The following is a 25,008-nucleotide window of genomic DNA, read 5'->3' as shown; positions in this document are numbered from 1 at the left end:
GCCCAATATAATTATACATCTATTTATTTTTATTTCACCATATAAATAGATTTTATTTGTATTATAATGGGAGTTTTATCAAAATTGTTGTTCCTATTCCTTCTTTACTTGTAACACTAAGCGCACCGCCATGAAGCTCCACCATTTTTTTAACGATAGCTAAACCAATACCTGCACCTGCAGCATGATTATTAATTTGGTAAAATGATTGCTCAATATATGGTAAATGTTCTTTAGCAATTCCAATTCCTTCGTCTCTTACCTTAATCACTGCTTGTCCTTCTATTTTAGTCGCTTCAATGTGTATTGTGCTTTTTTTATGTGAATACTTAATTGCATTTTGAACAATATTCAAGAAAACTTGCTTTAGCCTATTTCGATCTCCCATCAATTCAATTCGGTCTATAGTAGTAATAAATTGAATTTCCTTCTCTTCCGATTTAGGAGTTAATTGCCAAATCGTCTCCTCTAGTATATCGTACAATTGCACCTTTTGTTTATATAAATTAAAATGATTTGATTGTAATCTTGAAAAATCTAACAATTCTTCTACTAAATGAATCAACCTATCTGTCTCACCTGAAATAATGCCCATACCTTGCTTTATTTCTTCTTCTGTTAAATGATCTACTGTTTTTAACGTCTCACTCCAACCTTTAATTCCTGTTAAAGGCGTTCGTATTTCGTGCGAAATAGAAGCAATGAATTCATTTTTCATCTGCTCAGCCTTATCTATTTTATAGGCCATATAATTTAAACTATGTGCCAAGTCACCTAATTCTCCAGGATAATCTTCTTTAATTTTTTGCTTTAATGTGCCTTCTGCAATTTGTGAAGAGGCTTGAATAATGGATTCAATTGGCTCAACAAATGAATTTGCCAAACGTCTACTAATTAAGAAGACGACTCCCGAAATAACAATACCTACAGAAATAGTAAACGTAATAATTTCAATAATCTTTTTATTTACATTTGTTAAAACAGTCGTATATTTTAAAACACCAATAGTTTGTCCTTGATGTATAAGTGGGCTTAGCACCTCTAGTTGTTTTTTATTACCTTTCTTAGTAACTTGATTATACATTTCACCTTCTAATAATGATTGTGGAATATTGACTTTACCTTCTATCTTTTCACCACTTGAAGATTGTATAACCGAGCCGTGACGATCAATTAACTGTAATTCTGTTCCTTCTAATTGAAAGCTACTAATTATGTCACCACTATATTCTTGTAACCGAATAAAGTATAGTGAATTGTATTCTGAAAAAAAACGTGTACTCGTTTTCGCATGAGACTCTATATATTGCACAATACCATTATAATAGTATCGATAAATTGAGACTGAAAATACAACTTCAAATAATACAAGCATAAGTGTAATGACCGTCATAAAATATAAAGTCACTTTCCGTTTCATCTTATACTTTCCTTCCACACATATCCTTTTCCCCACACCGTAAGAATAAATTCAGGTTCTGATGGATTACATTCTATCTTTTGACGTAACCGTCTCATATTTACATCTACCACTTTCGTCTCACCTACGTAATTGGTTCCCCAAATCATATTTAAAATTTCATCACGCGAAACTGGCTTTGAAGCCTGATTCATTAAATACTGTAATATCATATACTCTGTAGGTGTTAAATCGACTAATTGTCCATCTTTATACAATCTTTCTTCTATAATATTTAACGAAAATGGACCTGACGTAACAATATTCGTTTTTTCTTCATGTACTTCTATTCTTCTTAATAAAGACTGTATACGTGCAGTTAATACTACTGGACTAAACGGTTTTGCAATATAATCATCTGCACCTATTCCTAGTCCTTGCACCTTATCTTCATCTTGTACACGTGCGGTTAACATAATAATACCCATTTTTTTATTTTCTTTCCTGATAGCCTTACAAACTTCTAAACCATTAATCCCCGGTAACATTACATCCAGCAGTGCTATATCAACAGTTTGTTCACTCAAAATTTGTAACGCTTCTTCTCCAGTAGTAGCTTCTATTACATAAAATCCAGCACGTTTTAAATTTAAAACAATAAAGCTACGGATTGTTAATTCATCTTCTAAAACTAAAATTTTTGACATAATTCTCACCTCCTACTCTTGTTGATAATCCGCTAGCGGTTTTATATATGCTTTCACTTTTTCAAATTTTGATTGCTTCGGTACTGCATATACGTGAGAAGCCGTTTTAATTGCTGCACTGTAGCCTTTTATATTGAACCATTCTTTCCGCTTAAAAATATGAACTTCAAGCCATATTTCATTTGTTCTTGTATCCAAAAACTTTTGAGAATTTGATTCTTTTTGCTGATCTGGTATTGTAATTTTCCCTATTAACTCTTTAGGGATTTTCACATAATACCCTTTTTCTATATCTATATATCGTTCTTCAATTGGTTTAATTCCAGATTCACTCCACTGTATGTAACGTTCGAAAAGCGGACTATCACCATGTGATTTATCTTCCCAACCTTTTGGGCGTACAGTACGAACAAATTCAATAATGCCGTCTTCATTAACATCTTTACTTTCTACAACATATTCATTAAATAAATCTTCTTTCCCATCTATAGGTAATACTTCATAATGATCCTGATCAAATTTTGCTACATAAGTTATACCTGAATGAGCCCCTGTTCCCGCATCGATTACAACTGCCTTTAATGATTTAGAAATACGACCCATTTGTATTCTTTGAATACTATTTATATACGGATCAAATGTAACCTCTGACAATACCTTAAACTTTTCAATGAACTGAACCTTCAACTGTTCATCTTTCATATGCGAAACAAGGCTTATGTCTTTAAAACCATTTTTGTTTAAATCATCTATAAATAACTTTGTATACTTCTGTCTATAAAATTCCTTTATATCGTCACTCTCATCGGAAAAAACATACATTGTGTTTTCTAATAAATCACGATTGGTAGTTATTCCTATCAATAGTTCCCTTTTCCCACTCCCTGTGAAATCTCCTACCTCAACAATATCTACTTCTTCCCCATCAAATGTATAGGTTGACTTCATATTCCATCCATTATTTTTCTTCTCATATACGGCTAAATATATATGATAATCTTCATTAGGTATCTTATATACGATGACAGCTTCTTTTTTATTATCTCGCTCGAAATTCATTGACCATGTCGTCTGTTTATCTCTATTAGACATTGGAGTAAGTAAGCGATAATTAACAGGTAAATCTTTATCAATTTGTTCATTTAATTCATTAATCCATTTTTTATTTGTTGGAGCTTCCATTAGACTTGTTGGAGCTTCAGACATTTTACATCCAGTCAATATAAAGATAATTCCCATCATGCTTAACCATTTCTGCATATGATATCTTTCCTTACCACAAATTTTGAATATGTCCTTTTACTTTTTTACCTATCCATTATACTCATACATATGAGTATAATTTTTCTAAACTAAAAAATCGTTACAGAAAAGTTACAAATACATTCCAAAAAAAAGATTGGCAAAAGCCAATCTTTTTTTATTATTCGTTTCGAACTGGTTTTGGCGTTACACCTAAATGATCATTTAATTTTTTTGAAATATCTTTTACATTTTTTTCATTTGGAATGTAATAATAAATACCACCGATACGTTTATCTGTACCTTCTATTTGCATTTTTTCCATTTCCAAATTAGATCCTGCCATATTTTTTGTAATGGCAAGCATATCGTCAAATGTTAAGTTCGTTTTCATGTTTTTATCAACCGCATCTAGTAAAGAGCCCATTTTGCTAATTGATTGAACAGACATCGCTTTTTTGGCAATTGCTTCTATTACAAGTTGCTGTCTCTGTCCACGCATTGCGTCACTATCAATTTTACGCGTTCTTGCAAGTGCAAGTGCTTGTTCTCCATTTAAATGTTGGTAACCTTTTTCTAAATGGATCATACCAGCTTGGTCTTTACTATCTTGTTCAGTGAAAGTAACTGGTACATCAATATCAATACCACCAATTGAATCGACAATTTGTACGAATGATTCAAAGTTAAACTTCACATAATAATCAACAGGGACATTTAAAAATCTTTCCACCGTATCGCGTGTGCTTTCTACGCCACCAAATACGTGAGCATGAGTAATTTTATCTAATTTTTTTCTAGTTGGAATATAAACACGTGAATCACGTGGAATACTTACTAGCTTAACAGACTTATCATCTTTATTAATTGTTGCTAATAAAAGTGCATCTGTTCGAACTGCTTCGCCATATTGGCTTTTTCTCATTTCACTTCCATCTACACCCATGATTAATATTGAAATATTATCCTTTAAAGGTTCAACTTCTTTATCACGCTTTGATGACTTTTCAATTTTCGCATACGCATCATTTACAACAGCTTTTGCTTTATTATATATAAACGAACCATATCCTACTCCTCCAAAAATAAGTAGGAAAAATGGAATTAATATGAACCATTTTATTGACTTTCTTTTAGAACGCTTTTTATTACTTCTCGTATTTTGTTCTAATTCAGAGCTCATACCCATTCGCCTCTCTTTCTCTTTACCAAGTATAATGTAAGTCTATTTATCTTCATATTGAATTTCCTTTCATTAACCTTACAATTTTGTAAGGTTACTACTAAACCCAATATGTATTCCATTTCACATTATACTCTCGTACTTATTTTTGGCAAGTCACTATTTACCAATTTCAAAAATTTAGCACTTCGCAACATGCAAATTTATAAATTCATTAACTCTTTCATTTTAAATTAGGATATCTTTTTCCAGATAAACGATATGAATAAAGAGTCCAGCTAATGATAAAACCTCTATGAATACAGTATATTTCACGTTATTATTTCTCAAACGGCGTATACATGCTTTTCTTCCCCTGATTATCAATAAAAGCCGACTTTGCTTTTATTTTCGCTTTTTCTACTTCCATGTCTTCATTTGAGAAGTTCACAATGATTTTAATATTTTTTCCATAAGAAACAGATTGTACTAGCTTATCTTCTGACAAATACGCAAAATTCGTCATCTCTTCTTTTACTGCTTTTTCATGAACTTCATTCCAAACTTTTAGATGCTCTGTAATTTCTTTTTTATGTTTATTCCACTCTACTTCATCTAAATGGTACAACGGAGGAACATTATACAATAATTCAGACAGCATTCGATTTCCCACTTCATCTTTTACCTTTAAACTTCCCCATTCCCAATGGTGCGTTGTAATAACGGAATCATTGTATACTAATTTATATAATGGTACCGAATATACTGGGTTTAAATACACTTGTTTATATTCTTCTTTCAATGGTACTTGTTTTGCATATTTTTCGGGAACATTTTGATTGGGTGACCAATATCCACCGACATAATACGGACTTGTTTTATTTTTCCGCATATCTTCATCGTCCCATTTAATAACAGGTGTTTCAATTCCGTGTGCAAATGCAATCGTACTACTAGCAAAATCATTTCCACCTTCAGAACCAACGACCATACCCTTTTCTTGTGCAATGTAGTCCATTCGTTTTAAACGTGCTTTTAAATCTTGCTCTTGTGTCGTTATATGTTTCGCTGAATAGTCATCGTAAATTTCACCTGTCGCATCACAATCAATAAACCATGAATTATATTTAGGACCATTTTGTAATATATCATTCATGCGTTCCTTTACACTAGGCAGCGATAAAGTCGGGTTTAACTTGCGACCTCTGCCTAAAAAGCCTTGCACCTTTTCTCCGTTTTTCTTCGTTACAGTAGCCTCTTCATATAATGATGGGTCATTAAAGGATGCTGTGTTCCAATTTTTATCACTTTTTTCGTGAATGGAATGATATGAATCATACGGACCAACTAAATACCCCATTTCCTTCGCTTTTGTCACGAAATTAGGTTGCATAAATCCTTGTTCCCAGTTCGGCAGACCAATCCACGCTTTTTCTATTCCTACCTCTTTCATTTCCTTTAGTATGTCCGTTCCATCTGCATTACCCCATTTACTTACCTCTTCAACCGCATCACCAAGTAGCGACTTTAATAAATGCTTATTTAAGCTATACAATTCTGTGTTCGTTAAGTGACCTACACCTTTCTTTAATAGCACACTAGCTTCCTGATCAACGTTTTGAAAAATATCCTCTTTATAAAATTCCTTCATGGATAATACTTCGTTTATATAACGTAAAATAACATTTTTTTGATACTTATCAATGAAATCTTGTTTACTTACTTGATCTAATACATTCAGTTCCCCAGGCTCTGAACTATTCTTTTGAATAAGTTCTTTTATATGACTAAACAGCGGGCTATTTATTTGCTCCCTTAGTTTTGGCCAATTTATATTATTTTCTGATAAACCATTTTGATTCCAAAAATAAAAATGCGCCGCTCCATATAACTTTTCGATTTCTTTATTTTTTCTAGCCTTTTCTTGTAATGTTTTAAATTCACCTTTTCGAACAATATCATCCTTATACAGTTTAGCAATGCTTACCGCATCATTATTTGTCACATATAATTGAAATCCATATGTTTTATTTTTATTTATGCTCGGAAATTCATGTGTAAAATCAAATCCTATTTTCGGATCCGAATGAAATTTCAATTCATTATTAAACATATTGTTTGCAATATATACAATTGAATATTTCGAACCATTTAAAGCGAAAAACTTCATAGAAAATGATTCAGCAAATGAATATGCATCATCCTTTAAAAACTTCTTCCAATTCTCATCATTGCTCGGAATTTGCTTACCCTCCCATAACGGAAGTGTATAATTTTCAGCTTCTACTTTCGGCCATGTAAAGCTTTCTGCACCAGTCGATTCCACTTCAATGTTTAAGTGGTCTTTTTTCTTTTCTAATTTTATTTTTACTTTTTGATCTGGATATTCCCACGATGTACGATCCTTTTCTTTTTTTACATTCGATACCTTCATTTTCGGTAGGGGTTGTGATGCCTGTTCCTTTACCCCCTCATGTTCTACAGTTAATGTGAATGTTTCTGGATTTACATCATAAGTAAAATCTTTATACGTCGATTTCTTTATTTTAGACTCTTGTACAGCATTACTACCTTTTACGTCACAACCGACTAAAGTCGAAAATGGCATAGTTGTTAGAAGACATATCGCTATCATTTTTTTCATCCTCTGCACCTCCACCAATGAATATACAGGTGGTTTGTTACAGGAATGTGGCAAAAAATAATAGAGCTAGCATTTTGCTAGCTCTATTTGGAGTATTAAAAGTTGATATGAACAACTATAATTCGCTTAGAAGACATGTAATACAGTAACTGCATTTTTTCTCAACAATTATGAAACTAAACAAATCAAAATTTTAACAAGTATTCTTTAACTGAAAAAATAAGTGTATACAATGTATCCTAAAAGTAGTACTAAAATGATTATCCCTGTACCTTTCCAATTCATACCGCCTGCTATATCAACTGGACTACCTGTTTCCGCTCTATTGAGTCCGTCATGTAAAGAACCCGTAGGATTACTTTTTAATTCACTTTGTCTCATACGCTCTCTTTTTTCTTCTGGTGACTCTTTATTCATTTAATCACCTCCAAAATGAATGCACTCTTTACTTACATTATTCAAAATCAACATTTGTTTTATATTTTTTTCCGAAAAAACCTAATTTAAAATAGGTTTGCAACGTAAAGAAAGCTAGCCATGCCAGCTTTCTTTACGATTCAATATGCTCTTCCTTATTTACAATAATACCTTTATGGTCGATTTCAAGCTCACATACTTTCATATCTGTAAATACTCTCGCTAATTGCTCAGCGATTTCTTGACGTTTCTCATATGGCGTTAATATAAAAATAGATGGTCCCGCACCGCTAAGTGCTGTACCGTACGCACCAAATTCTTTTGCGCATTTACGAATAGATGGTAATAACGGTACGAGTTCTAAACGATATGGCTCGTGAAAATGGTCTCTCTCCATCATTTCACCTACAACTTCCCACCGCTTTTGACATAATGCAGCTACTAATACGTTACTTATCGCACTAGCTTTAACTGCCTCATGAAACGGAAACATCTTTGGTAATACAGATCGACTTTCATCTGTATTTAATTCTTCATTCGGAATAAGAGAAATTACCCCTAACTCCTTGCTCTCAATTCTTACGACGGAAATATCCTTTCCATCAAGTGCTCCGATTACAGTTCCACCTAATATAGAAGCAGCAACATTATCAGGATGTCCTTCAAAATTTGTAGCAATTTGAACTTTTTGATCAGCAGTTAAGTTCAACTTGCCTAGTTGATTCGCAAGTTCTATCCCAGCTACAATCGCTGATGCACTACTTCCTAGCCCTCTTGTTAATGGGATATTACTAGTAACTTCTATTATATGGGGTGATATAGAAGGACAGACTTTACATGCCGTGCTAACGATTAAATTTTTATCGTCTGTCGGAATTGATTCTTCAAAGGAATGGATTACTTGCCATTTATCAGCTTTTTCTTTAACCACCACATCTAAATACAATGACAAAGCTATTCCAACTGAATCAAATCCAGGACCAACATTTGCCGTACTAGCAGGGACACGAACACTTAATGGTATCACGACATAATCACCCCTTTAATATGATCTTTAATCTGTTCTATATCATTTGACAAACTTGCGATGTCTAGTTGATTTGAAGAAATAGCGATATCAGGATCCTTCAAACCATTTCCAGTTAATACTGCAACAACTGTTTCTCCCTTTTTGATTTTTCCAGATTTAACATGTTTAATTACGCCAGCTAATGAAGCATTTGATCCTGGTTCAGCGAAAACTCCTTCAGTTTTTGCCAATAACCTATACGCATGTAAAATTTCTTCATCTGATACCATATCTATTTCACCACAAGACTGCTCGGCAGCCTCTACTGCATACGACCAACTTGCTGGGTTACCAATGCGAATTGCTGTTGCAATTGTTTCAGGCTCTTCAATTACATGCCCTTTTACAATTGCCGCTGCTCCTTCTGCTTCAAAGCCATGAATTCTTGGCTTCTTATAACCTTTTTCTTTCTCATATTCACAGAAGCCTTTCCAATATGCTGTAATATTCCCTGCGTTCCCAACAGGGATAGCTAGAACATCTGGTGCATTTTGCAATTGGTCACAAATTTCAAATGCTGCTGTTTTTTGTCCTTCAATTCGATAAGGATTCACTGAATTTACTAATGTAATCGGCTCTTCTGCAGCAATATTTCTTACAGCCTTAAGTGCATCATCGAAATTCCCTTCTATTGAAATAATTTCAGCTCCATAAGCGACCGCTTGCGCTAATTTTCCATGCGCAATCTTTCCTTCAGGGATTACGATTATACATTTCATCCCAAGACGTGCCGCATATGCTGCAGCTGATGCTGATGTATTACCTGTTGATGCACAAATGATTGCTTCTGAACCTTCTTCTTTCGCCTTAGCAACTGCCATCACCATACCACGATCTTTAAAAGAACCTGTCGGATTCGCTCCTTCGTACTTACCATATAGCTGAATCCCTAATTGCTTTGATATATTTAATAACGGAATAAGAGGTGTGTTTCCTTCCATTAAACTGACATCAGGTGTGTTTTCATTCACCGGTAAATAAGAAGCATATTGTTTTAATAGTCCTTTATACATATTGTTTTTCCTCCTCAATAATGTAGTAACTGTTTATTTCACTTGCGACAGCTTCTATCGCTCCTAAAACTCGTTCGAATTGATACTTGGAAGTTCGATGTGTCACAACAACAACTTCTGCCAGTTCACGGTTTAAAGGTAATTGAATAACTTCTTTTAAACTTACAGAATAATTAACGAAACATTCTGTTATTTTTTGTAACATCCCAGGCTCATCTCGTAATGAAATACGCAAGAAATATTTCGAAACTACTTCTTCATCACCTTGTAATTCATAAGGAACTGGTTCTTTTAACGCACTTTTATTTTTCGGCACTTGATTCATATTTTTAACGATGGAAATAATATCACTTACTACAGCAGAACCAGTTGGCAACTTTCCAGCTCCAGGTCCGTAAAACATTACTTCTCCTACCGCTTGACCGTGAACATATACTGCATTAAATTCATTATTTACATTCGATAATGGATGACGACTTGGTAAAAGTGTCGGTTCTACACTTAAATGAATGGCTGATCCTTGTTTTTCTGCTTTCCCAATTAACTTCATAGTAAATCCTAACTTTTCAGCCATTTGTAAATCTTCTTTTTCGACCTTTCGAATCCCTCTTACTTGCACATCATCTAATGAAACATTCATCGAAAAACCTAAGTTTGCAAGAATTGCTACCTTTCTCGCCGCATCTAGTCCATCTACATCTGCTGTCGGATCCGATTCTGCAAAACCTAATTTTTGTGCTTCCTGTAAAGCCTCTTCATAAGACCACCCATTTTGACTCATTTTTGTTAACATATAATTTGTTGTACCATTTACAATTCCCATTATTTTTTCAATTTGATCTGATGCTAGCCCGTCAGTTAGTCCTCTTAACACTGGAATACCGCCTGCTACGCTCGCTTCATAACATAAATCACAATCATTATCGTTTGCCAGTTGAAGAAGCTCTGCACCATATACAGCCATTAAGTCTTTATTTGCTGTTACGACATGTTTTTTATTTTCTAAAGCCTTAACAATATGCTGTTTTGCTTCTTCAATTCCGCCCATTACCTCTACTACAATATCAATATTTGAATCATTTAGAACTTCATCTGCATGACTTGTGACTGCAATTCCGTCAATACAAACATCGCGTTCTTTTTCCAAATCACGTACAACGACTGTTTTCACTTTCACTTCGTATCCTGTATCAAGGGCGATTTTTTTATAATGTTCTTTCAAAATATGAACAACACCACTTCCGACCGTGCCTAAACCTAATACCCCAACATTTATAACGTTATTCATCTTCTAATCTCCTCCTAAAAGTTTAATTGTTACACCTATAAATCACCTTACTCTGCTTTTTTGTCATGCAGGTGGTGGTTATTTCCGTACTTATAAATAGTTTCATGTTACCGCACCTCCCTTCAAAGTAATAAAAAAAACACACCCATCCCTAGGAAAGGGACGAATGTGTTTTCGTGGTTCCACCCTTGTTCCAATCTAGACGTATTTCTCCCTAGATTGCTCAAGTTCAGATAACGGCTGATACCGTCAATAATTACTAGATTACTCGTTCACTATTGAAGTTCAAAGGTGGTAAAATCATTTCTCGTGTTAGGAAGCTCACACCCTTGGCTTCCCTCTCTGTAAACCGTAAAAATGATTTCTTGTCCTTATCGTTACTTTTTCGTTCATGTTTATTTGTTAACTCATTATACTCGCATAAAAAACAAAATCAATACTATTTTTTAATTATTTTAAATTTTCAATCTATAAATCCGTAAAAAAACACACTCATCCCTAGGAAAGGGACGAATGTGTTTTCGTGGTTCCACCCTTGTTCCAATCTAGACGTATCTCTCCCTAGATTGCTCAAGTTCAGATAACGGCTGATACCGTCAATAATTAATAGATTACTCGTTCACTATTGAAGTTCAAAGGTGGTAAAATCATTTCTCGTGTTAGGAAGCTCACACCCTAGACTTCCCTCTCTGTAAACCGTAAAAATGATTTCTTGTCCTTATCGTTACTTTTTCGTTCATGTCTATTTGTTAACTTATTATAGTTATCAACTTTTTAAAAAGCAAGCCTATTTTTACTAACTATTTTCAAGAATTTTTTTTATTATATTTTACAATAGCATTATGCAACCGCCACTCAATTTACCTATTTTGTTATTTCTCCAGTTTATAAATCAACGGTTCATATATAAGTTCCCCATTCTAAAACCCGTACATATCCACCTTACAAAACTATATCAATAAAATTTTCAATACAATCTTTTTGTATAACTTTCTTCTAAAGAACGTGCAACATCTTCTTCTGAAGTATTCACTTTCGCATGCTCCAGCAACATTTTTGCTGCTGATGGTAACTCTTTTTTATTTAACCAAGATTCTGGATCCCACATCTTAGAACGAATAAACGCTTTTGCACAATGAATATAACACTCTTCTATTTCAACAACAATTCCAAGCAACGGATTGCGTCCATTCGCCTGCATTTCTTTCAAAATTTCTTCGTCGTTTGTAATATACGCTCGGCCATTTATTCTGAGTGTCTCCCCAAGACCTGGAATAAAAAAGATTAGTCCTACACGTGGATTTGAAATAATATTCAAAATGGAGTCTATACGACGATTTCCTGGTCTTTCTGGAATGATAATTTTATTATTATTGAGTACGTATACAAATCCAGGTGCGTCTCCTCGCGGTGAGGCGTCACACTCCCCCAACTTATTTCCAGTGGATAATACTAGAAACGGAGATTTAGAAAGAAAATCTACGCAATGGTTGTCTAATGATGAAATAACTTTTTTCAATGCTCGCTCACTTGGTTGCCCCAATATTTTCCGTAACTCTTCCTCTGTTGAAATAATCGATTTTATTTCCATACGCTCTATCTCCACTTATAATCGCCCCTTTTTCTTTATTTTCCCAAAATTCAATACGAATATTGTATAATAAAATTTGCAGAAAGGGGAATTAAAATGACAGAGTGGTTAACAATATTTGATTCTGAAAGAAATACACTTGGGAAGAAATTACGCGATGAAGTGCATCGTGACGGTGATTGGCACGAAACATTTCATTGTTGGTTTGTAGAAAAAGATAATGAAGATATGTTTTTATATTTCCAATTACGCTCTAAAAATAAAAAAGAAGCTCCATGTATATGGGATATTACTTCAGCTGGACATATTATGCATGATGAAGATGTACAAATTGGTGGTCTTCGTGAAATTGAGGAAGAATTAGGGCTTTCCTTTCAAACTAATGATTTAACATACAAGGGAATCTTTAAAATAGATTATGAAATTTCAAATCTTACTGATCGTGAATTTTGTCATATGTATTTTCACAATGTCATCAATCCACTTCCATTCGCACCAGGTGAAGAAGTAGACGATGTGATGAAAGTACATGCAACTTCTTTTCTACAACTATTAAAAGGAGAGATTTCATCTTTAACGACTATTTCAGTCTTAAACAATACATCGATTACGATAACATTTGAAGATATTTATCCGTATGATCTTGCATACTATGAATTTGTTATAGAGCAAGGAAAAGAATTATTAAAAAATAATAGTTTATAAATAAAATAGGACTCCTAGCATAATATTGCGTAGAGTCCTATTTTTTATTATTGTTCAAGTATTTTTAATCTACTCTCTACTTGTATAAATAAACGAATGATTAATAACAGCATAACCACTATAATCGCTATTATTGTATGTGGATATCTAAACAGTATACTAATAACACTTCCAATTAACATCATGATAAATCCGTTTTGCTTCATCACTTCTGCACTATACCTGTTACCCGCATCCCATAATTCCTTATTTTTCATAGATCGTTTCGTACGATAACCATATGCCGCATTAATATCGGTCGGTGGATTTTTTTGAAGAATAATTGCCGCAAGTATAAAAATAATACCAATCAATATGCTTATTCCTATGTTTACTAGTGCATCAATCAATTATATCCCCCCCCCCTAACTTACACTTTCATTATACGACACACCCCTTATTTTTCCAATTTATAACACATTCACTTTCTTTCTTTCGATGTCTGGAACATACTTGGAAGTGTTACAAAACGTGCCCCTTTCGTTTTTAACTGCGGAATGATTTTGTCTAGTGCATCAACAGATCCTTGTAAATGCCCACCTGGAGTAGAATGCTGCAGTATGACACTACCTGGAAATGAATTCCCTAACACATTATTTGTAATCGTATCGGCACTTACACCTTTCCAATCAACTGTATCAACACTCCACTGTACAATCATAAAATTTTGCTCAGTTGCCCAATTCAATTGATTTTCAAGTATTTCACCATACGGTGGACGTATAAATTTAGGAGCATAGCCGGCTAAACGTTTTAATATTTCTTCCGTTTTTATAATTTGATTACGGTACTCAGCGTCATTTACTTTCGCTAAATTCGGATGATTGTACGTATGATTACCAATTACATGCCCTTCATTTGCAATACGCTTTACTACGTTCGGAAATTTTTCTGCGTTTTCACCAAGTAAGAAAAAAGTAGCTTTTACATTATGTTGTTTTAACTTATCTAATATTTTTGGCGTGAATTCTGAATCTGGTCCATCATCAAATGTAAGAGCTACTTCCGCTTTATTATACGGTCCTGAAAATGCGTACGCATATTTTTCAACCCATGTAAATGGTGTCCACGATCCACGATCATCTGCTTTCATTTGTACTTCATAGCTTTGAGGGATATATGCGTATGGCAATGCGCTTATATAGTCTCCATAATAAAATGAGTTATATGGCATATAAGCATACGAAACATCTCGTTCTAGTCCCCATTGATATGGATCAAACATTTCTGGCGAATAAAAATAATACATGATAAAAAACCTCCCTAAATTTTCATATGTAATTCATCTGCACTTTGTTAGAGAAATTGTTATTCATAAACAAAAATAAGACTGTCCTTAATTAGGACAGTCTTACTGCTTACTATTATTAATAAATCGATGTACTATCTTTTGGCAAAGCTTTCACATGTTTTAAATAGTTCGTCACTTTATCATCATCATCTTGCGGATATTGATATTCATATGTGTTAGCGATTTCGTTCGCCACTTCCCTAAATAAATCACCCATGACAAAGAATGACTCCCATATGTTTTCATATTCTGCATTAGAAAATGTTCTTTTAAATTGCACCCACATATCTTTTTCAATATATTGCTCGAAATGCTTTCCAAACTTCCCTGCATTAACTGTAAAATCTGTTTTCATACCAATATACCATTCTAGCATTACGATGAACATATCTCGCACTGGTCCCTCAAGCATTCCTTTTGCATAAGAAAGCTCTTCTCTCCATAGCCCTTTTGCCACATTCGTACTACACCACCAAAATTCATTACAACAATCCAAAAACTCTTTTTCTGTAGGCTTTTTTATTAAGTAATCTTTATCGCTTGCTGGCGGGACTCCTTCCATACACTTATCTTTATCGAGAAGTAATTTACTTAAACTATCTTGTCCAACGAACTTTTTTATTAACTCAACTGGAACTAGCGTTAAATCAATCCGATTCCCATCCATGAACTGCATTAAATACGGAAACTTCCCATCTTCATCTGGTTGAACTAACGACATTTCTTCTGGCATTTGTACTATCATTATTTCTCCAAATCTATGAACCCAATTATGATTAGACGTAAAAGATTGTATATCATTTACAACATACATAATATCATAGTCTTGAAAACAATCTCTTTTCACATTTGGATTTACACGCGATCCATTCATGATAACTGCTCGAATTCTTCCATCCTCTTTTGCTGTATTAATAATTAAGTCTAGCATTTCTTTTTCAGTTCTCATCTACTTATAGCCTCCAATTTTTTGATATATAATATAGTGTTATGTATGTCGGAGGCCCACGAGCTAATCTCGTTATACAAGATACATGTTATAATTTTTCAAACATCTTTTTCATTCTATCTATCTCCTTACCTCATTCTTTTACGATTGCCATTACAAATCCATCGTATCCCTTACTTCCGACAGTTTGAAGCGCTGTAGCACTAACACGTGGCTCAGCAGCTATTAATTCATAGAAACGACGTATCCCTTGTACACGAGGATCGGTACTAGTATTGTCAATAACTTCTCCTTCACGTACTACGTTATCCCCAATAATTACAGTACCCGGTCGTAATAGTTTTAGTGCCCATTCAAAATAAGCAGGGTTATTTTGTTTATCAGCATCTATAAAAATAAAATCAAACGGTTCATACTTCTCGTTTTCTATTTGTTGTAAAGAATCTAACGCTAATCCTGTTCGTATTTCAATTTTATCAGTCAAATTAGCACGCTCAATATTGCTACGTGCAATTTCAGCATGTTTTTCACTTGCTTCCAATGTAACAACTCGGCCTCCAGATGACAATGCTCTAGCAAGCCATATCGTGCTATACCCGCCTAGCGTGCCAATTTCTAAAACATTACGAGCCCCTTGAATTTGTACTAATAGTTGTAAAAACTTCCCTTGCATTGGTGATACATCATGTGCTGGCAAATTAGCTGCAACATTAGTTTGAAGAACCCCTTCTAATGTAGAATCTTTCGGTATTAATACATCACTCATATATTGATCAACAGCCGTCCATTTTTCAATTGTACTCATGTAAATACCATCCCTTTCAATTTCCCAATGCTTTCTACCATTCACTTTTAATTATACCGAAAATTCTGTCTCCAATACAAAAAATAAAGAAGGGACATCTACCCCTTACAGAATAGATATCCCTTCTTTTAAAGTTAAATTTACTTCCTATGGATTAGTAGACCAAAGCCCAGCAGATTTAATAAATGTACGTTTATTTAATTTCAGCTGCGCTACGATAAATTCTGCAATATCTTCTGCTTGCATTACTTTATCAGGGTTTCCATCAGTTAACCCTAAATCTACAGCCATATCAGTCGCTACTGTACTTGGAGTTAAAGCTGTTACACGAATGTTATGTTTGCGAACTTCCATCGCTAACGATTCTGTTAGGCCAAGGACACCAAATTTAGAAGCACTATATGCACTTGTTACAGGTGCACCTTTTTGTCCTGCTGTAGATGAAATGTTAATGATATCACCAGATTGTTGTTCAATCATGCTCGGTAAAGCAGCACGAGTTGCATAATATACACCCATTAAGTTTACTTGAATGATTTTTTCCCAATCAGCAACATCTAGTTCTAAAAACTTACCGAATTTAGAAATACCAGCGTTATTAATTAAAATATCGATAGATCCTAAACCATTTTTTAACGTTTCAATCGCAGTTGTTACTTCTTCGTATGAAGAAACATCAGCAGTTGCAATAACGGCTTTTACACCTTCTGCTTCTACTTCTTTCGCTACAGCTTTTAAGTTTTCTTCTGAACGAGCTAATAAGCCTACATTTACGCCTTCTTTCGCTAATGCGATTGCTACAGCGCGACCAATCCCTCTACCTGCTCCTGTAATTAAAGCATTTTTACCTTGTAATAATTCTGCCAAGTATAACACTCCTTAATCATCTCTGTTATGTATTATATTAAAATTGTATCTATGTTTATGTAAAAAGGCAATGATGCACTTTCATGTGCGTAGGTTACTTGTAGGTAACTATAGAAAATTACTATTAATTCATTGCACATATTTATCCTTATTCATGCAAAATAAAGACACCCTCCTCATAAGAGAGTGTCTGCGTATGAAATAAAAAATGGTTCTTTATCACTACACTATTTTTCTTCATAATTAGGAATACACACAATAAATTCAGTGCCATTCCCTTCCTCACTCTCAACTTTTATTTCCCCATGATGAAGATCGAGTACTTTTTTTACAATAGCTAAACCTAAGCCACTTCCTCCATAGGCACGATTTCGTGAAGAATCCGCTTTATAAAAACGCTCAAAAATATGTTGTTTCTGTTCTTCTGATATACCGATTCCCGAATCATGGATGCGCACTTCCACTACTGTTTCATGTTCCTTTAACTGAATAGTAATCGTGCCACCGCTTGGAGTAAATTTAATACTATTATGAATTAAATTAATCCACACTTGACTCATACTTTCTTGGTCAGCAATAACATGTACTTTTTCTAAATCTAGTTCTAACTCGATTTCTTTTTCAGCCCAGAGCGGTTCACTATTTAACACAATTTGCTTTAACTGCTGATCTAATCGATAACTCACTCTTTCTGGTATATACTCTTCTGATTCTAAAAGAGTTAGCTTCAATAAGTTTTGACTTAGTTTAGATAATCTCGTTGTTTCAGTTTCAATAATGGTAAGATAATGTTTTCTTTTTTCCTCAGAAAGATTATCGTCTTGTAGTGCTCTAGCAAACCCTTTTATAGAAGTTAATGGTGACTGTATTTCATGAGAAACATTCGATACAAATTCTTGTCTCATTTTCTCCATCGTATTCAGTTCATCTGTCATATCATTTATACTTTTTACGAGCACACCAATTTCTCCATCATACTTTTCTTCATTTCGTATTTTTACGGAGAAGTCTCCTTTTGCAATTTTTTGTATCGGTTCAATAATAGTCCAAATCATTGCCTCTCGTTTTGGCCTCATTAATATTCCAATTAATGTCCAAATAAGAATAATAAATACAAAACCGACCATATCACTAATTAGAAAGGCAACAAATGGCGATACGTTTACGTCAAAAGCATTCAATATACTAGTTGCTACATAAAATGCGATAGACCAAATGATAGTAAGAAAAGAAAAGAGCGCTAATACCGCTCCAAATACTTTCAGCATCTTCAACTTACTCATCCGTTTTCTTTTTCTCATTTACTTACCTCTAAGCGATACCCTAATCCTCTTATTGTTTTAATACTAAAATTCGACTGTTCTTCTTGAAACTTCTCACGTAACCGATTAATATGAACGTCTAGTGTACGTTCATTCCCTTCAAAGTCATATCCCCATATTTCCTCAATTAATTGCTCTCTCGAACAAGTTCTTCCCGATTTAGACCCTAAAGTAAAGAGTAACTCAAATTCTTTTAACGGTAACGTAACCGTTTGTTCTCCAGATGTAACTTCGAATGTTTTACGATTTAATAATACATTTCCAACTTGAATCGATTGTGAAACTGTAATTTGGTAACGTTTCAATAATGCCTTTACTCTCACTACTAGTTCTATAGGGTCAAATGGCTTTACAAGATAATCATCTGTTCCAAGGTGAAATCCTTTTACTTTTTGTGATGTTTCCCCTTTGGCAGTTAGCATCAGAACCGGGATATCATAGTATTTTCTTAATTCAAAACATACATCAAATCCATCCATATTTGGCATCATGATATCAAGAATAACCATATCGACTTTTACGTCATCCATTTTCCGAAGTGCATCTACTCCATCAATTGCCTCATATGTTTGAAAACCTTCTCGTTCTAAAAATACAGAAACGAGTTCCCTAATGTGTGGATCGTCGTCTACTATTAAAATTTTAGGTATCAAAGGAACCATTTCCTTTCTACTTAGCATCTAATATATTTTTTTAAAATGCACCCTCTTTAATTTTCAATTGTTGCGTTGCAAACTCACGATACATATCATGCGTCTGTAATAATTCATCATGCGTACCACTACCTGTAAGATTCCCTTTTTCAATAAAGATAATTTTATCTGCATCTACAACAGTAGAAAGTCTATGCGCAATCACTAACGTTGTTCTGCCTTTCATTAAGTTATTTAACGCTTTTTGAACGACAGACTCAGATTTACTATCTAAGCTTGAAGTTGCCTCATCGAGCATAAGAATTTGCGGATTTCGAAGTAACGCTCGGGCAATGGCAATTCGCTGTCTTTGTCCACCAGAAAGCTTCACACCGCGTTCTCCAACTTCTGTTGCATAACCGTTTGGTAAGTCATGAATAAATGCATCAACATATGCCATTGCTGCTACTTTTTCAATTTCTTCATCCGTTACTTCACCTTCAACGCCGTAACAAATATTATCACGAATCGTTCCATCGATTAACGGACTATCTTGTGATACGTAACCGATTTGACGTCGCCATGACTGTAATGAATAACTCGTAATTGATTCTTTTCCTAATTTAATGGCACCACTAGTTGGCTCATAAAAACGTTCCAGTAATGAGAATAACGTTGTTTTCCCACTACCACTTGGTCCTACAATCGCTGTCACTTTTCCAGATTCAATTGTAAAATCAATATTTTTCAAAACTTGCTCTTCTTCGTTATACTCAAAATGTACATTTTCAAGAACGATCGGTTGCTTAGCATTTGTCACTTTCACACCAGTTTCATGATCTTCTACTTTATATTCTAAAATCGTACTAATTCTTTCCGTTGCACCAATTGCCTTTTGGAATTGTGTAAAGAACATAGATAATTGACTCATCGGCATTACAATTTGAACTAAATACAAAATAAACGCTACAAGTTCACCAGTTGTTAATGCACCGCTAGAAACTCTCATCCCGCCATATCCTACGATAATAACAAGTAGTGCCATTAAAACAAACGACATAACTGGCGAAATTAATGCTTGCACTTTTCCTTCTTTCAAACCAAATTGTAATAACTTTTGTATGCCTGTATTACCCGTTTCATATTCTCTTTTTTCTGTATTTGAAGATTTCACTAAACGAATTTCTGATAACACTTGCGTTAACACACTTGTAAAAGATGCCGTTTCATCTTGAAGCGCTTTTGAAATCTTATACATTTTTCGTCCAAGTGGAACTAAAATTAATACAGACAACGGAATAACCGTTAAAAGTAACGCAGTCATTTTCCAATCTAACACAAATAATACAATTAACGATCCAACAATTGAAATACCACCTGTTAATAAGTTTGACAAATGCTCAGAAATTAAGGTTTTCACAACACCTGTATCATTCGTCATACGGCTAATGGTATCACCTGTTCTATTTTGATCGTAATAAGATACCGGCAAGATAAGTACCTTTTTCCACAAACGTTCTCTTAGTCCCGCTACAATCTTCTGCCCAATATAATTTAGTAAATATATAGACAACCCTGCCGCAATAGTTTGCATTACAAAGAAAGCAACTAACCCAACAATTTGTCCTGCACTAATTGAAGAAAGCGAAAAATTATCTACTAATCCTTTTGTTAGCATAGGAATAAATAAACTCGCTCCCGTAGAAAGCAAACTCATTAATAACGCAAAAATTAAAATTCCTTTCGGAGGATTTGTATCTTGAATAAGGCGTAAAAACTGCCTCCAGCTCCCTTTTTTCTTCATTTCATTTCTAACTTCCATTCCTGTTCATCTCCTCATGTTAAACCAAACTATTCTTTCTAAAATTAGAATACGATACAAATGTAAACTGAATGTAAACACACTTTTTCTATTTTTACAAAATATACATAAAAACTCATCTTTACAACAGATATAAACATCTGATATTATTACCTGGTACTTAATATTATTCTATGTGAATTATAGATAAATAATTTAAAACACGATATAAATCTCCAGTTAGTGAAAGGAGTATCCTTTTTGCAAACAAATATACATTCTGAAAAGGAAACAATTATTTTTATTCATGGATTAGTTGGCAATCGTCGCGCCTTCAAAAAGGAGCAAAAACGATTTTCTGCCTCCTACAACATTATAACTTATGACTTATTAGGTCACGGTGATGATAAAGGAGAAGCAATCGACTTTTCATTACAGCGTCTCGTAGATCAATTATTAAACTTATATGAACAAGAAGGTATTAAAAAAGCTCATATTTGTGCGCTAAGTTACGGCTGTTACATCTCTACAATTTTTGCACAAATGCATCCAGAAAAAGTATTAAGTATTTGTCATATTGGAGGACATTACAATAACCCTTCTCGCTTATATAGCGTATTCCAAAATTTTTGGGAGAAGCGAGGGGATGAATACTCTAAATGGCTCTCTCAATACGCAAATACTATTTTTCCAAGTGGTATACTAAAAGCAAATCCGTTTGCAGTCATTTCAAGAAATATTTACTACCGTTTCGGATTACAATTACATTCATCCATTATTGCCCAGTCATTACGACATCGGTTAGAATTCGATTTAAAGTCTAAATTAAAATCACTTCCTCACCCTATACTATGGGTAATGGGAGAGCATGATCATCTCTATAAATCTTGTCTATTTGATTTGAAATCTATTTTACCTAACGTTCTATATAAGGAAATACCTTTAGCAGGACATGCAGCGAACTTATTTCGTCCTAACTATTTCCATGACTTATATGATCGATTTTTAAATGGAAATTTAAAATAAAAACTATTAAACTTCCAATTTATACAACTATAAAAAGGCTTCCCAAGTTTCCTTGGAAAGCCTTTTCTCTATACGAAAAGTATATAAAACTACTTTTTCTTAGTATGCTTTTGTGTAACCTAATAGGTGCTTGCTCCAGTAAGAGTTACTTACAGAACTAATACGTACACCAGTTGCATCTGTTTCTGCACTAATGAACTGACCGTTTCCTAAGTAAACACCCATGTGAGAAGGACCTGATTTATAAGTATTTTGGAAGTATACTAAATCACCTGGTTGTGGATTGCTAGTTTTTGTTTTAGAGCTCCAGTATCCAGCAACTGTTTGACGAGCGCCTTTATGACCAGTTTGATTTAATACGTAGTGAATGAATCCACTGCAGTCAAAACCAGCAGGTGTTGTACCAGCAGTTCTGTATGGTGAACCATTTAAAGATCTAGCGAATCCAGCGATTGAAGATGTATCTCCACCTGTTGTTGGTTTTTGTACGTCTTTACCTGGTTGTTGAACGTTATTTGTAACGTTATTGTTATTGTTATTGTTATTGTTATTTGTAACGTTGTTTACTCCGCCTTTTACAAACTTAACGAAGTCTGCACTTACGTAACCCGTGCGGCCGTTATGGTTAATTTTGTACCAGCCATTTTCAGCGCCAGTAACGTTTAGTACTTTACCATTTGTTACTCCACCGATTACAGCGTTGTATGTAGCTGGGCCTGTACGTACTTTTAAAGCACCAGTGTTAACAACATAAGAACCACCAGTTTGAACTGTTGTAGTATTGTTGTTTGTAGTTGGTTGTTGTGTTTGGTTAGATACAGCAGAACCACCTTTTGTTACGAAGTCTTTGCTTACGTATCCAGTTCCACCATTGAAGTTGATTTTAAACCAATCTTGTACTTCACCTACAACTTGTACTGTTTTACCTTTGTTTACAGAACCTAATACTGTATGAGATGTACTTGGGCCGGTACGTACGTTAAGTGAAGAAACGTTTACTGTGTAAGTACCTGTTCCTTGTTGAACAGTCGTTCCTGTTTTGCCACCAGTCGTTACGAAGTCACCACTTACATAACCTGTTTGACCATTTACGTTTACTTTGAACCAACCGTTTTCTTGTCCAACTACTTGTAGCACTTGACCTGATTTCACTTTAGAAATAACGTTATGTCCTGTACCAGCACCTGAACGAACATTTAATACATCAGCAGTTACTGTGTATTTTAATTCAGAAGTTGTTTCTACAGTTTTTGTTTCAGTTACAGTCGTTTGAGTTTGAGTTTGAGTTTGTCCATTAATTTCTTTTAGCGCTTCATTTGAAACTTGTGCATGAGCAGAATCCATTCCTGGAACTGCAACGCCAGCTACAGAAGCTGCTGCTAAACCTGCAATTACTTTTTTCATAAGTTGTCTTTACTTCCTTTCCCTACTATCCTCTTAAAAAAAACTTAAAACTTTAATACTTTACAATATTATCAAAGTAAAATATTCATCCAGTTCCATTTTTTAGCAAGAGTTTTATTTTTCACACAGAGTTCATTTTAAATGAACAAAGTGAAATCCGTGTGAACTTCATGTGAACTTTATCATTAATTATAGTGTTTTTGCAATGATTTTTTCAAATTTCTTATATATCGCATGAAAATTCGACATTTCATTTAATATCTCAATATAAAACATCCCTTTTCTATCTTCTATAAAAAATTCTATTAACCTAATACAAACCACATTATGTATTTCCTTATAAAGCTCCTTACATGAAGTATACTTTCATCATGACAAAAATCACTCTATTTATCAATAGTATAATATTTTTAGAAAACTAAATTTCTATACTATCTACAATTTTGAAATAATTTGACGAATTGTAAGATTTATTTCACAAAAACCATTTCTCCTTTAAAGAAAACACACACTATACCAACTGTTTTCTTTTCCGATAATGGAATTTATAGGATAATCATAGTATTATATATCATAATAAAACTTTAATTAGTAAAGGTTTTATCCCCCCGCTAATTATTAACCCTCACTACTCGGGCTACCCATTAATGCGGAATTTTATTGGAATAAAAAGAGGAGGCATATTTGTGAGAAATATAATAGATGATCCAATACAAAAAAATATAGAGCTATACTATGCTTTTATTCAATTCGTTTCAATGATAACATTACAAAAAGTATCAGCTATTGAAATACGTAAAAATGAATTAAAAAATCAGATGAAAAATGCTGGACAAAAAAACCCTTATTACGTATAAAAAAGGTGAACAGGTTATATTCCTGTTCACCTTTTATCAAATTATTTTATTTATAAATTTTCACACGGTTTTCTAACGGTTGGAATTCTTTTTCACCAGCATGTACTACCGGTTTACCAAATGGCATTTGCGCAGTGAGCTTCCAATTTGCTGGAACATCCCACTCTTTTCTCACTTCTTCATCAATTAGCGGATTGTAATGCTGCAACGTAGCACCAAACCCTTCAATTTCTAAAGCTGTCCAAATTGCAAATTGTAACATTCCTGATGATTGCTGAGACCAAGTTGGGAAATTATCTTTATATAATGCAAAGTTTGCTTGAAGGCCTTCCACAACTTCACTGTCTTCAAAATATAAAACCGTTCCATAACCACTTTTAAATGCATTCATTTTTTCTTCAGTAGGTGCAAAGTTATTTTCAGGTACAATTTTTCTTAATGTTTCTTTCGTAATATCCCATAATTTATCATGTTGTTCTCCTAATAAAACAACAACGCGAGCACTTTGAGAATTAAAAGCTGAAGGTGTATGTTTTACAGCATGATAAATCACTTCTTGAATTTTTTCATCAGAAACTACTTGCTCTTTACTAATTGCATAAATAGATCTTCTGTCTTCAATTGCTGAGTAAAAATCTTTTGCCATCATAATTCCCTCCAATTTTCAATTGAGGCTATTTCATATGTATATGTCATATTACGCCCCTCAAACTTATTATTAATAAGCTTATAACTTTATAATATCACAGCAACAAATAAACTCAAATGATAACACTTG

Annotated in this window: 23 protein-coding genes and 2 other annotated features; of the genes, 3 read left to right on the top strand and 20 right to left on the bottom strand. The window is 33.9% G+C overall.

Annotated features, from left to right (window positions below):
• Positions 1–61: 61 nt before the first annotated feature.
• From ATL10_RS03985 to ATL10_RS03940, 10 genes are all read right to left on the bottom strand, one after another.
• A complete protein-coding gene (locus ATL10_RS03985) occupies positions 62–1,420 on the bottom strand; it encodes a sensor histidine kinase (protein WP_000824526.1) in 1,359 nt (452 codons plus the stop codon).
• Positions 1,417–2,106: a response regulator transcription factor gene (locus ATL10_RS03980; protein ID WP_000036074.1), complete on the bottom strand. Its 690-nt coding sequence runs from the start codon at positions 2,104–2,106 to the stop codon at positions 1,417–1,419. The genes ATL10_RS03985 and ATL10_RS03980 overlap by 4 nt, the downstream gene beginning before the upstream one ends.
• Positions 2,107–2,118: 12 nt before the next feature.
• Positions 2,119–3,366 (bottom strand): hypothetical protein, encoded by a 1,248-nt coding sequence (locus ATL10_RS03975; protein WP_001174878.1) that lies wholly within the window; start codon positions 3,364–3,366, stop codon positions 2,119–2,121.
• A gap of 163 nt (positions 3,367–3,529) precedes the next feature.
• Positions 3,530–4,531, bottom strand: a complete 1,002-nt coding sequence (locus tag ATL10_RS03970) for an LCP family protein (protein WP_002093954.1) — start codon at positions 4,529–4,531, stop codon at positions 3,530–3,532.
• Between the two features lie 319 nt (positions 4,532–4,850).
• A complete protein-coding gene (locus ATL10_RS03965; protein ID WP_090976239.1) occupies positions 4,851–7,154 on the bottom strand; it encodes a glycoside hydrolase in 2,304 nt (767 codons plus the stop codon).
• Between the two features lie 207 nt (positions 7,155–7,361).
• Complete coding sequence (locus ATL10_RS03960) at positions 7,362–7,571, bottom strand: DUF6366 family protein (RefSeq protein ID WP_001031479.1); 210 nt, start codon at positions 7,569–7,571, stop codon at positions 7,362–7,364.
• A 133-nt stretch (positions 7,572–7,704) separates the two neighbouring features.
• Positions 7,705–8,598: a homoserine kinase gene (thrB, locus tag ATL10_RS03955; RefSeq protein ID WP_090976237.1), complete on the bottom strand. Its 894-nt coding sequence runs from the start codon at positions 8,596–8,598 to the stop codon at positions 7,705–7,707.
• The gene (gene thrC, locus ATL10_RS03950; RefSeq protein ID WP_000276434.1) at positions 8,595–9,653 is read right to left on the bottom strand and encodes a threonine synthase; all 1,059 of its coding nucleotides are present in this window, start codon (positions 9,651–9,653) and stop codon (positions 8,595–8,597) included. The genes thrB and thrC overlap by 4 nt, the downstream gene beginning before the upstream one ends.
• Positions 9,646–10,941, bottom strand: coding sequence for a homoserine dehydrogenase (locus ATL10_RS03945; RefSeq protein WP_001066894.1), 1,296 nt, complete (start codon positions 10,939–10,941; stop codon positions 9,646–9,648). Before ATL10_RS03945 ends, thrC begins: the two co-directional genes overlap by 8 nt.
• Positions 10,942–11,096: 155 nt before the next feature.
• Positions 11,097–11,328, bottom strand: a binding site (T-box leader).
• Between the two features lie 115 nt (positions 11,329–11,443).
• Positions 11,444–11,675: a binding site (T-box leader), on the bottom strand.
• 233 nt (positions 11,676–11,908) lie between these two features.
• Positions 11,909–12,547, bottom strand: coding sequence for a pyridoxamine 5'-phosphate oxidase family protein (locus ATL10_RS03940; RefSeq protein WP_061660378.1), 639 nt, complete (start codon positions 12,545–12,547; stop codon positions 11,909–11,911).
• Positions 12,548–12,628: 81 nt separating this feature from the next.
• Here ATL10_RS03940 and ATL10_RS03935 point away from each other — a divergent pair, with 81 nt between their 5' ends.
• The gene (locus tag ATL10_RS03935) at positions 12,629–13,237 is read left to right on the top strand and encodes an NUDIX hydrolase (RefSeq protein ID WP_097924379.1); all 609 of its coding nucleotides are present in this window, start codon (positions 12,629–12,631) and stop codon (positions 13,235–13,237) included.
• A gap of 47 nt (positions 13,238–13,284) precedes the next feature.
• Here the strand turns inward: ATL10_RS03935 and ATL10_RS03930 are convergent, their stop codons facing one another.
• The 8 genes from ATL10_RS03930 to ATL10_RS03895 form a co-directional block, all read right to left on the bottom strand.
• Positions 13,285–13,623 carry an SdpI family protein gene (locus ATL10_RS03930; RefSeq protein ID WP_025118474.1) on the bottom strand — a complete coding sequence of 113 codons (339 nt, stop codon included), beginning with the start codon at positions 13,621–13,623 and terminating at the stop codon, positions 13,285–13,287.
• Between the two features lie 74 nt (positions 13,624–13,697).
• Positions 13,698–14,525 (bottom strand): peptidoglycan-N-acetylglucosamine deacetylase, encoded by an 828-nt coding sequence (locus tag ATL10_RS03925; protein ID WP_090976235.1) that lies wholly within the window; start codon positions 14,523–14,525, stop codon positions 13,698–13,700.
• 118 nt (positions 14,526–14,643) lie between these two features.
• Entirely contained in the window at positions 14,644–15,516 is an 873-nt protein-coding gene (locus tag ATL10_RS03920) for an aminoglycoside 6-adenylyltransferase (protein WP_110496456.1), read from the bottom strand.
• 133 nt (positions 15,517–15,649) lie between these two features.
• Complete coding sequence (locus tag ATL10_RS03915; RefSeq protein ID WP_110496480.1) at positions 15,650–16,321, bottom strand: O-methyltransferase; 672 nt, start codon at positions 16,319–16,321, stop codon at positions 15,650–15,652.
• 147 nt (positions 16,322–16,468) lie between these two features.
• The gene (locus tag ATL10_RS03910) at positions 16,469–17,188 is read right to left on the bottom strand and encodes a 3-ketoacyl-ACP reductase (protein ID WP_000818985.1); all 720 of its coding nucleotides are present in this window, start codon (positions 17,186–17,188) and stop codon (positions 16,469–16,471) included.
• A gap of 227 nt (positions 17,189–17,415) precedes the next feature.
• Positions 17,416–18,489: an envelope stress sensor histidine kinase HitS gene (gene hitS / locus ATL10_RS03905; RefSeq protein WP_139213212.1), complete on the bottom strand. Its 1,074-nt coding sequence runs from the start codon at positions 18,487–18,489 to the stop codon at positions 17,416–17,418.
• A complete protein-coding gene (hitR, locus tag ATL10_RS03900; protein ID WP_100910588.1) occupies positions 18,486–19,163 on the bottom strand; it encodes an envelope stress response regulator transcription factor HitR in 678 nt (225 codons plus the stop codon). Before hitR ends, hitS begins: the two co-directional genes overlap by 4 nt.
• A gap of 40 nt (positions 19,164–19,203) precedes the next feature.
• Positions 19,204–20,964, bottom strand: a complete 1,761-nt coding sequence (locus ATL10_RS03895; protein ID WP_053564725.1) for an ABC transporter ATP-binding protein — start codon at positions 20,962–20,964, stop codon at positions 19,204–19,206.
• A 240-nt stretch (positions 20,965–21,204) separates the two neighbouring features.
• Between ATL10_RS03895 and ATL10_RS03890 the strand changes: the two genes are divergently transcribed.
• The gene (locus tag ATL10_RS03890; protein WP_023521720.1) at positions 21,205–21,969 is read left to right on the top strand and encodes an alpha/beta fold hydrolase; all 765 of its coding nucleotides are present in this window, start codon (positions 21,205–21,207) and stop codon (positions 21,967–21,969) included.
• 99 nt (positions 21,970–22,068) lie between these two features.
• Here ATL10_RS03890 and entFM read toward each other — a convergent pair whose 3' ends face one another.
• Positions 22,069–23,373, bottom strand: a complete 1,305-nt coding sequence (entFM, locus tag ATL10_RS03885; RefSeq protein WP_110496454.1) for an enterotoxin EntFM — start codon at positions 23,371–23,373, stop codon at positions 22,069–22,071.
• Between the two features lie 686 nt (positions 23,374–24,059).
• Here entFM and ATL10_RS03880 point away from each other — a divergent pair.
• A complete protein-coding gene (locus tag ATL10_RS03880) occupies positions 24,060–24,230 on the top strand; it encodes a hypothetical protein (RefSeq protein ID WP_063547083.1) in 171 nt (56 codons plus the stop codon).
• Positions 24,231–24,276: 46 nt separating this feature from the next.
• Here the strand turns inward: ATL10_RS03880 and ATL10_RS03875 are convergent, their stop codons facing one another.
• Entirely contained in the window at positions 24,277–24,879 is a 603-nt protein-coding gene (locus ATL10_RS03875; protein WP_002093949.1) for a nitroreductase family protein, read from the bottom strand.
• Positions 24,880–25,008 lie beyond the last annotated feature (129 nt).

It is taken from the genome of Bacillus sp. 196mf, from assembly GCF_003217275.1.
Lineage (GTDB): Bacteria > Bacillota > Bacilli > Bacillales > Bacillaceae_G > Bacillus_A > Bacillus_A thuringiensis_S.
The sequence above is the reverse complement of the archived record's forward strand: the minus strand, read 5'-3'. Positions and strand labels throughout refer to the sequence as shown.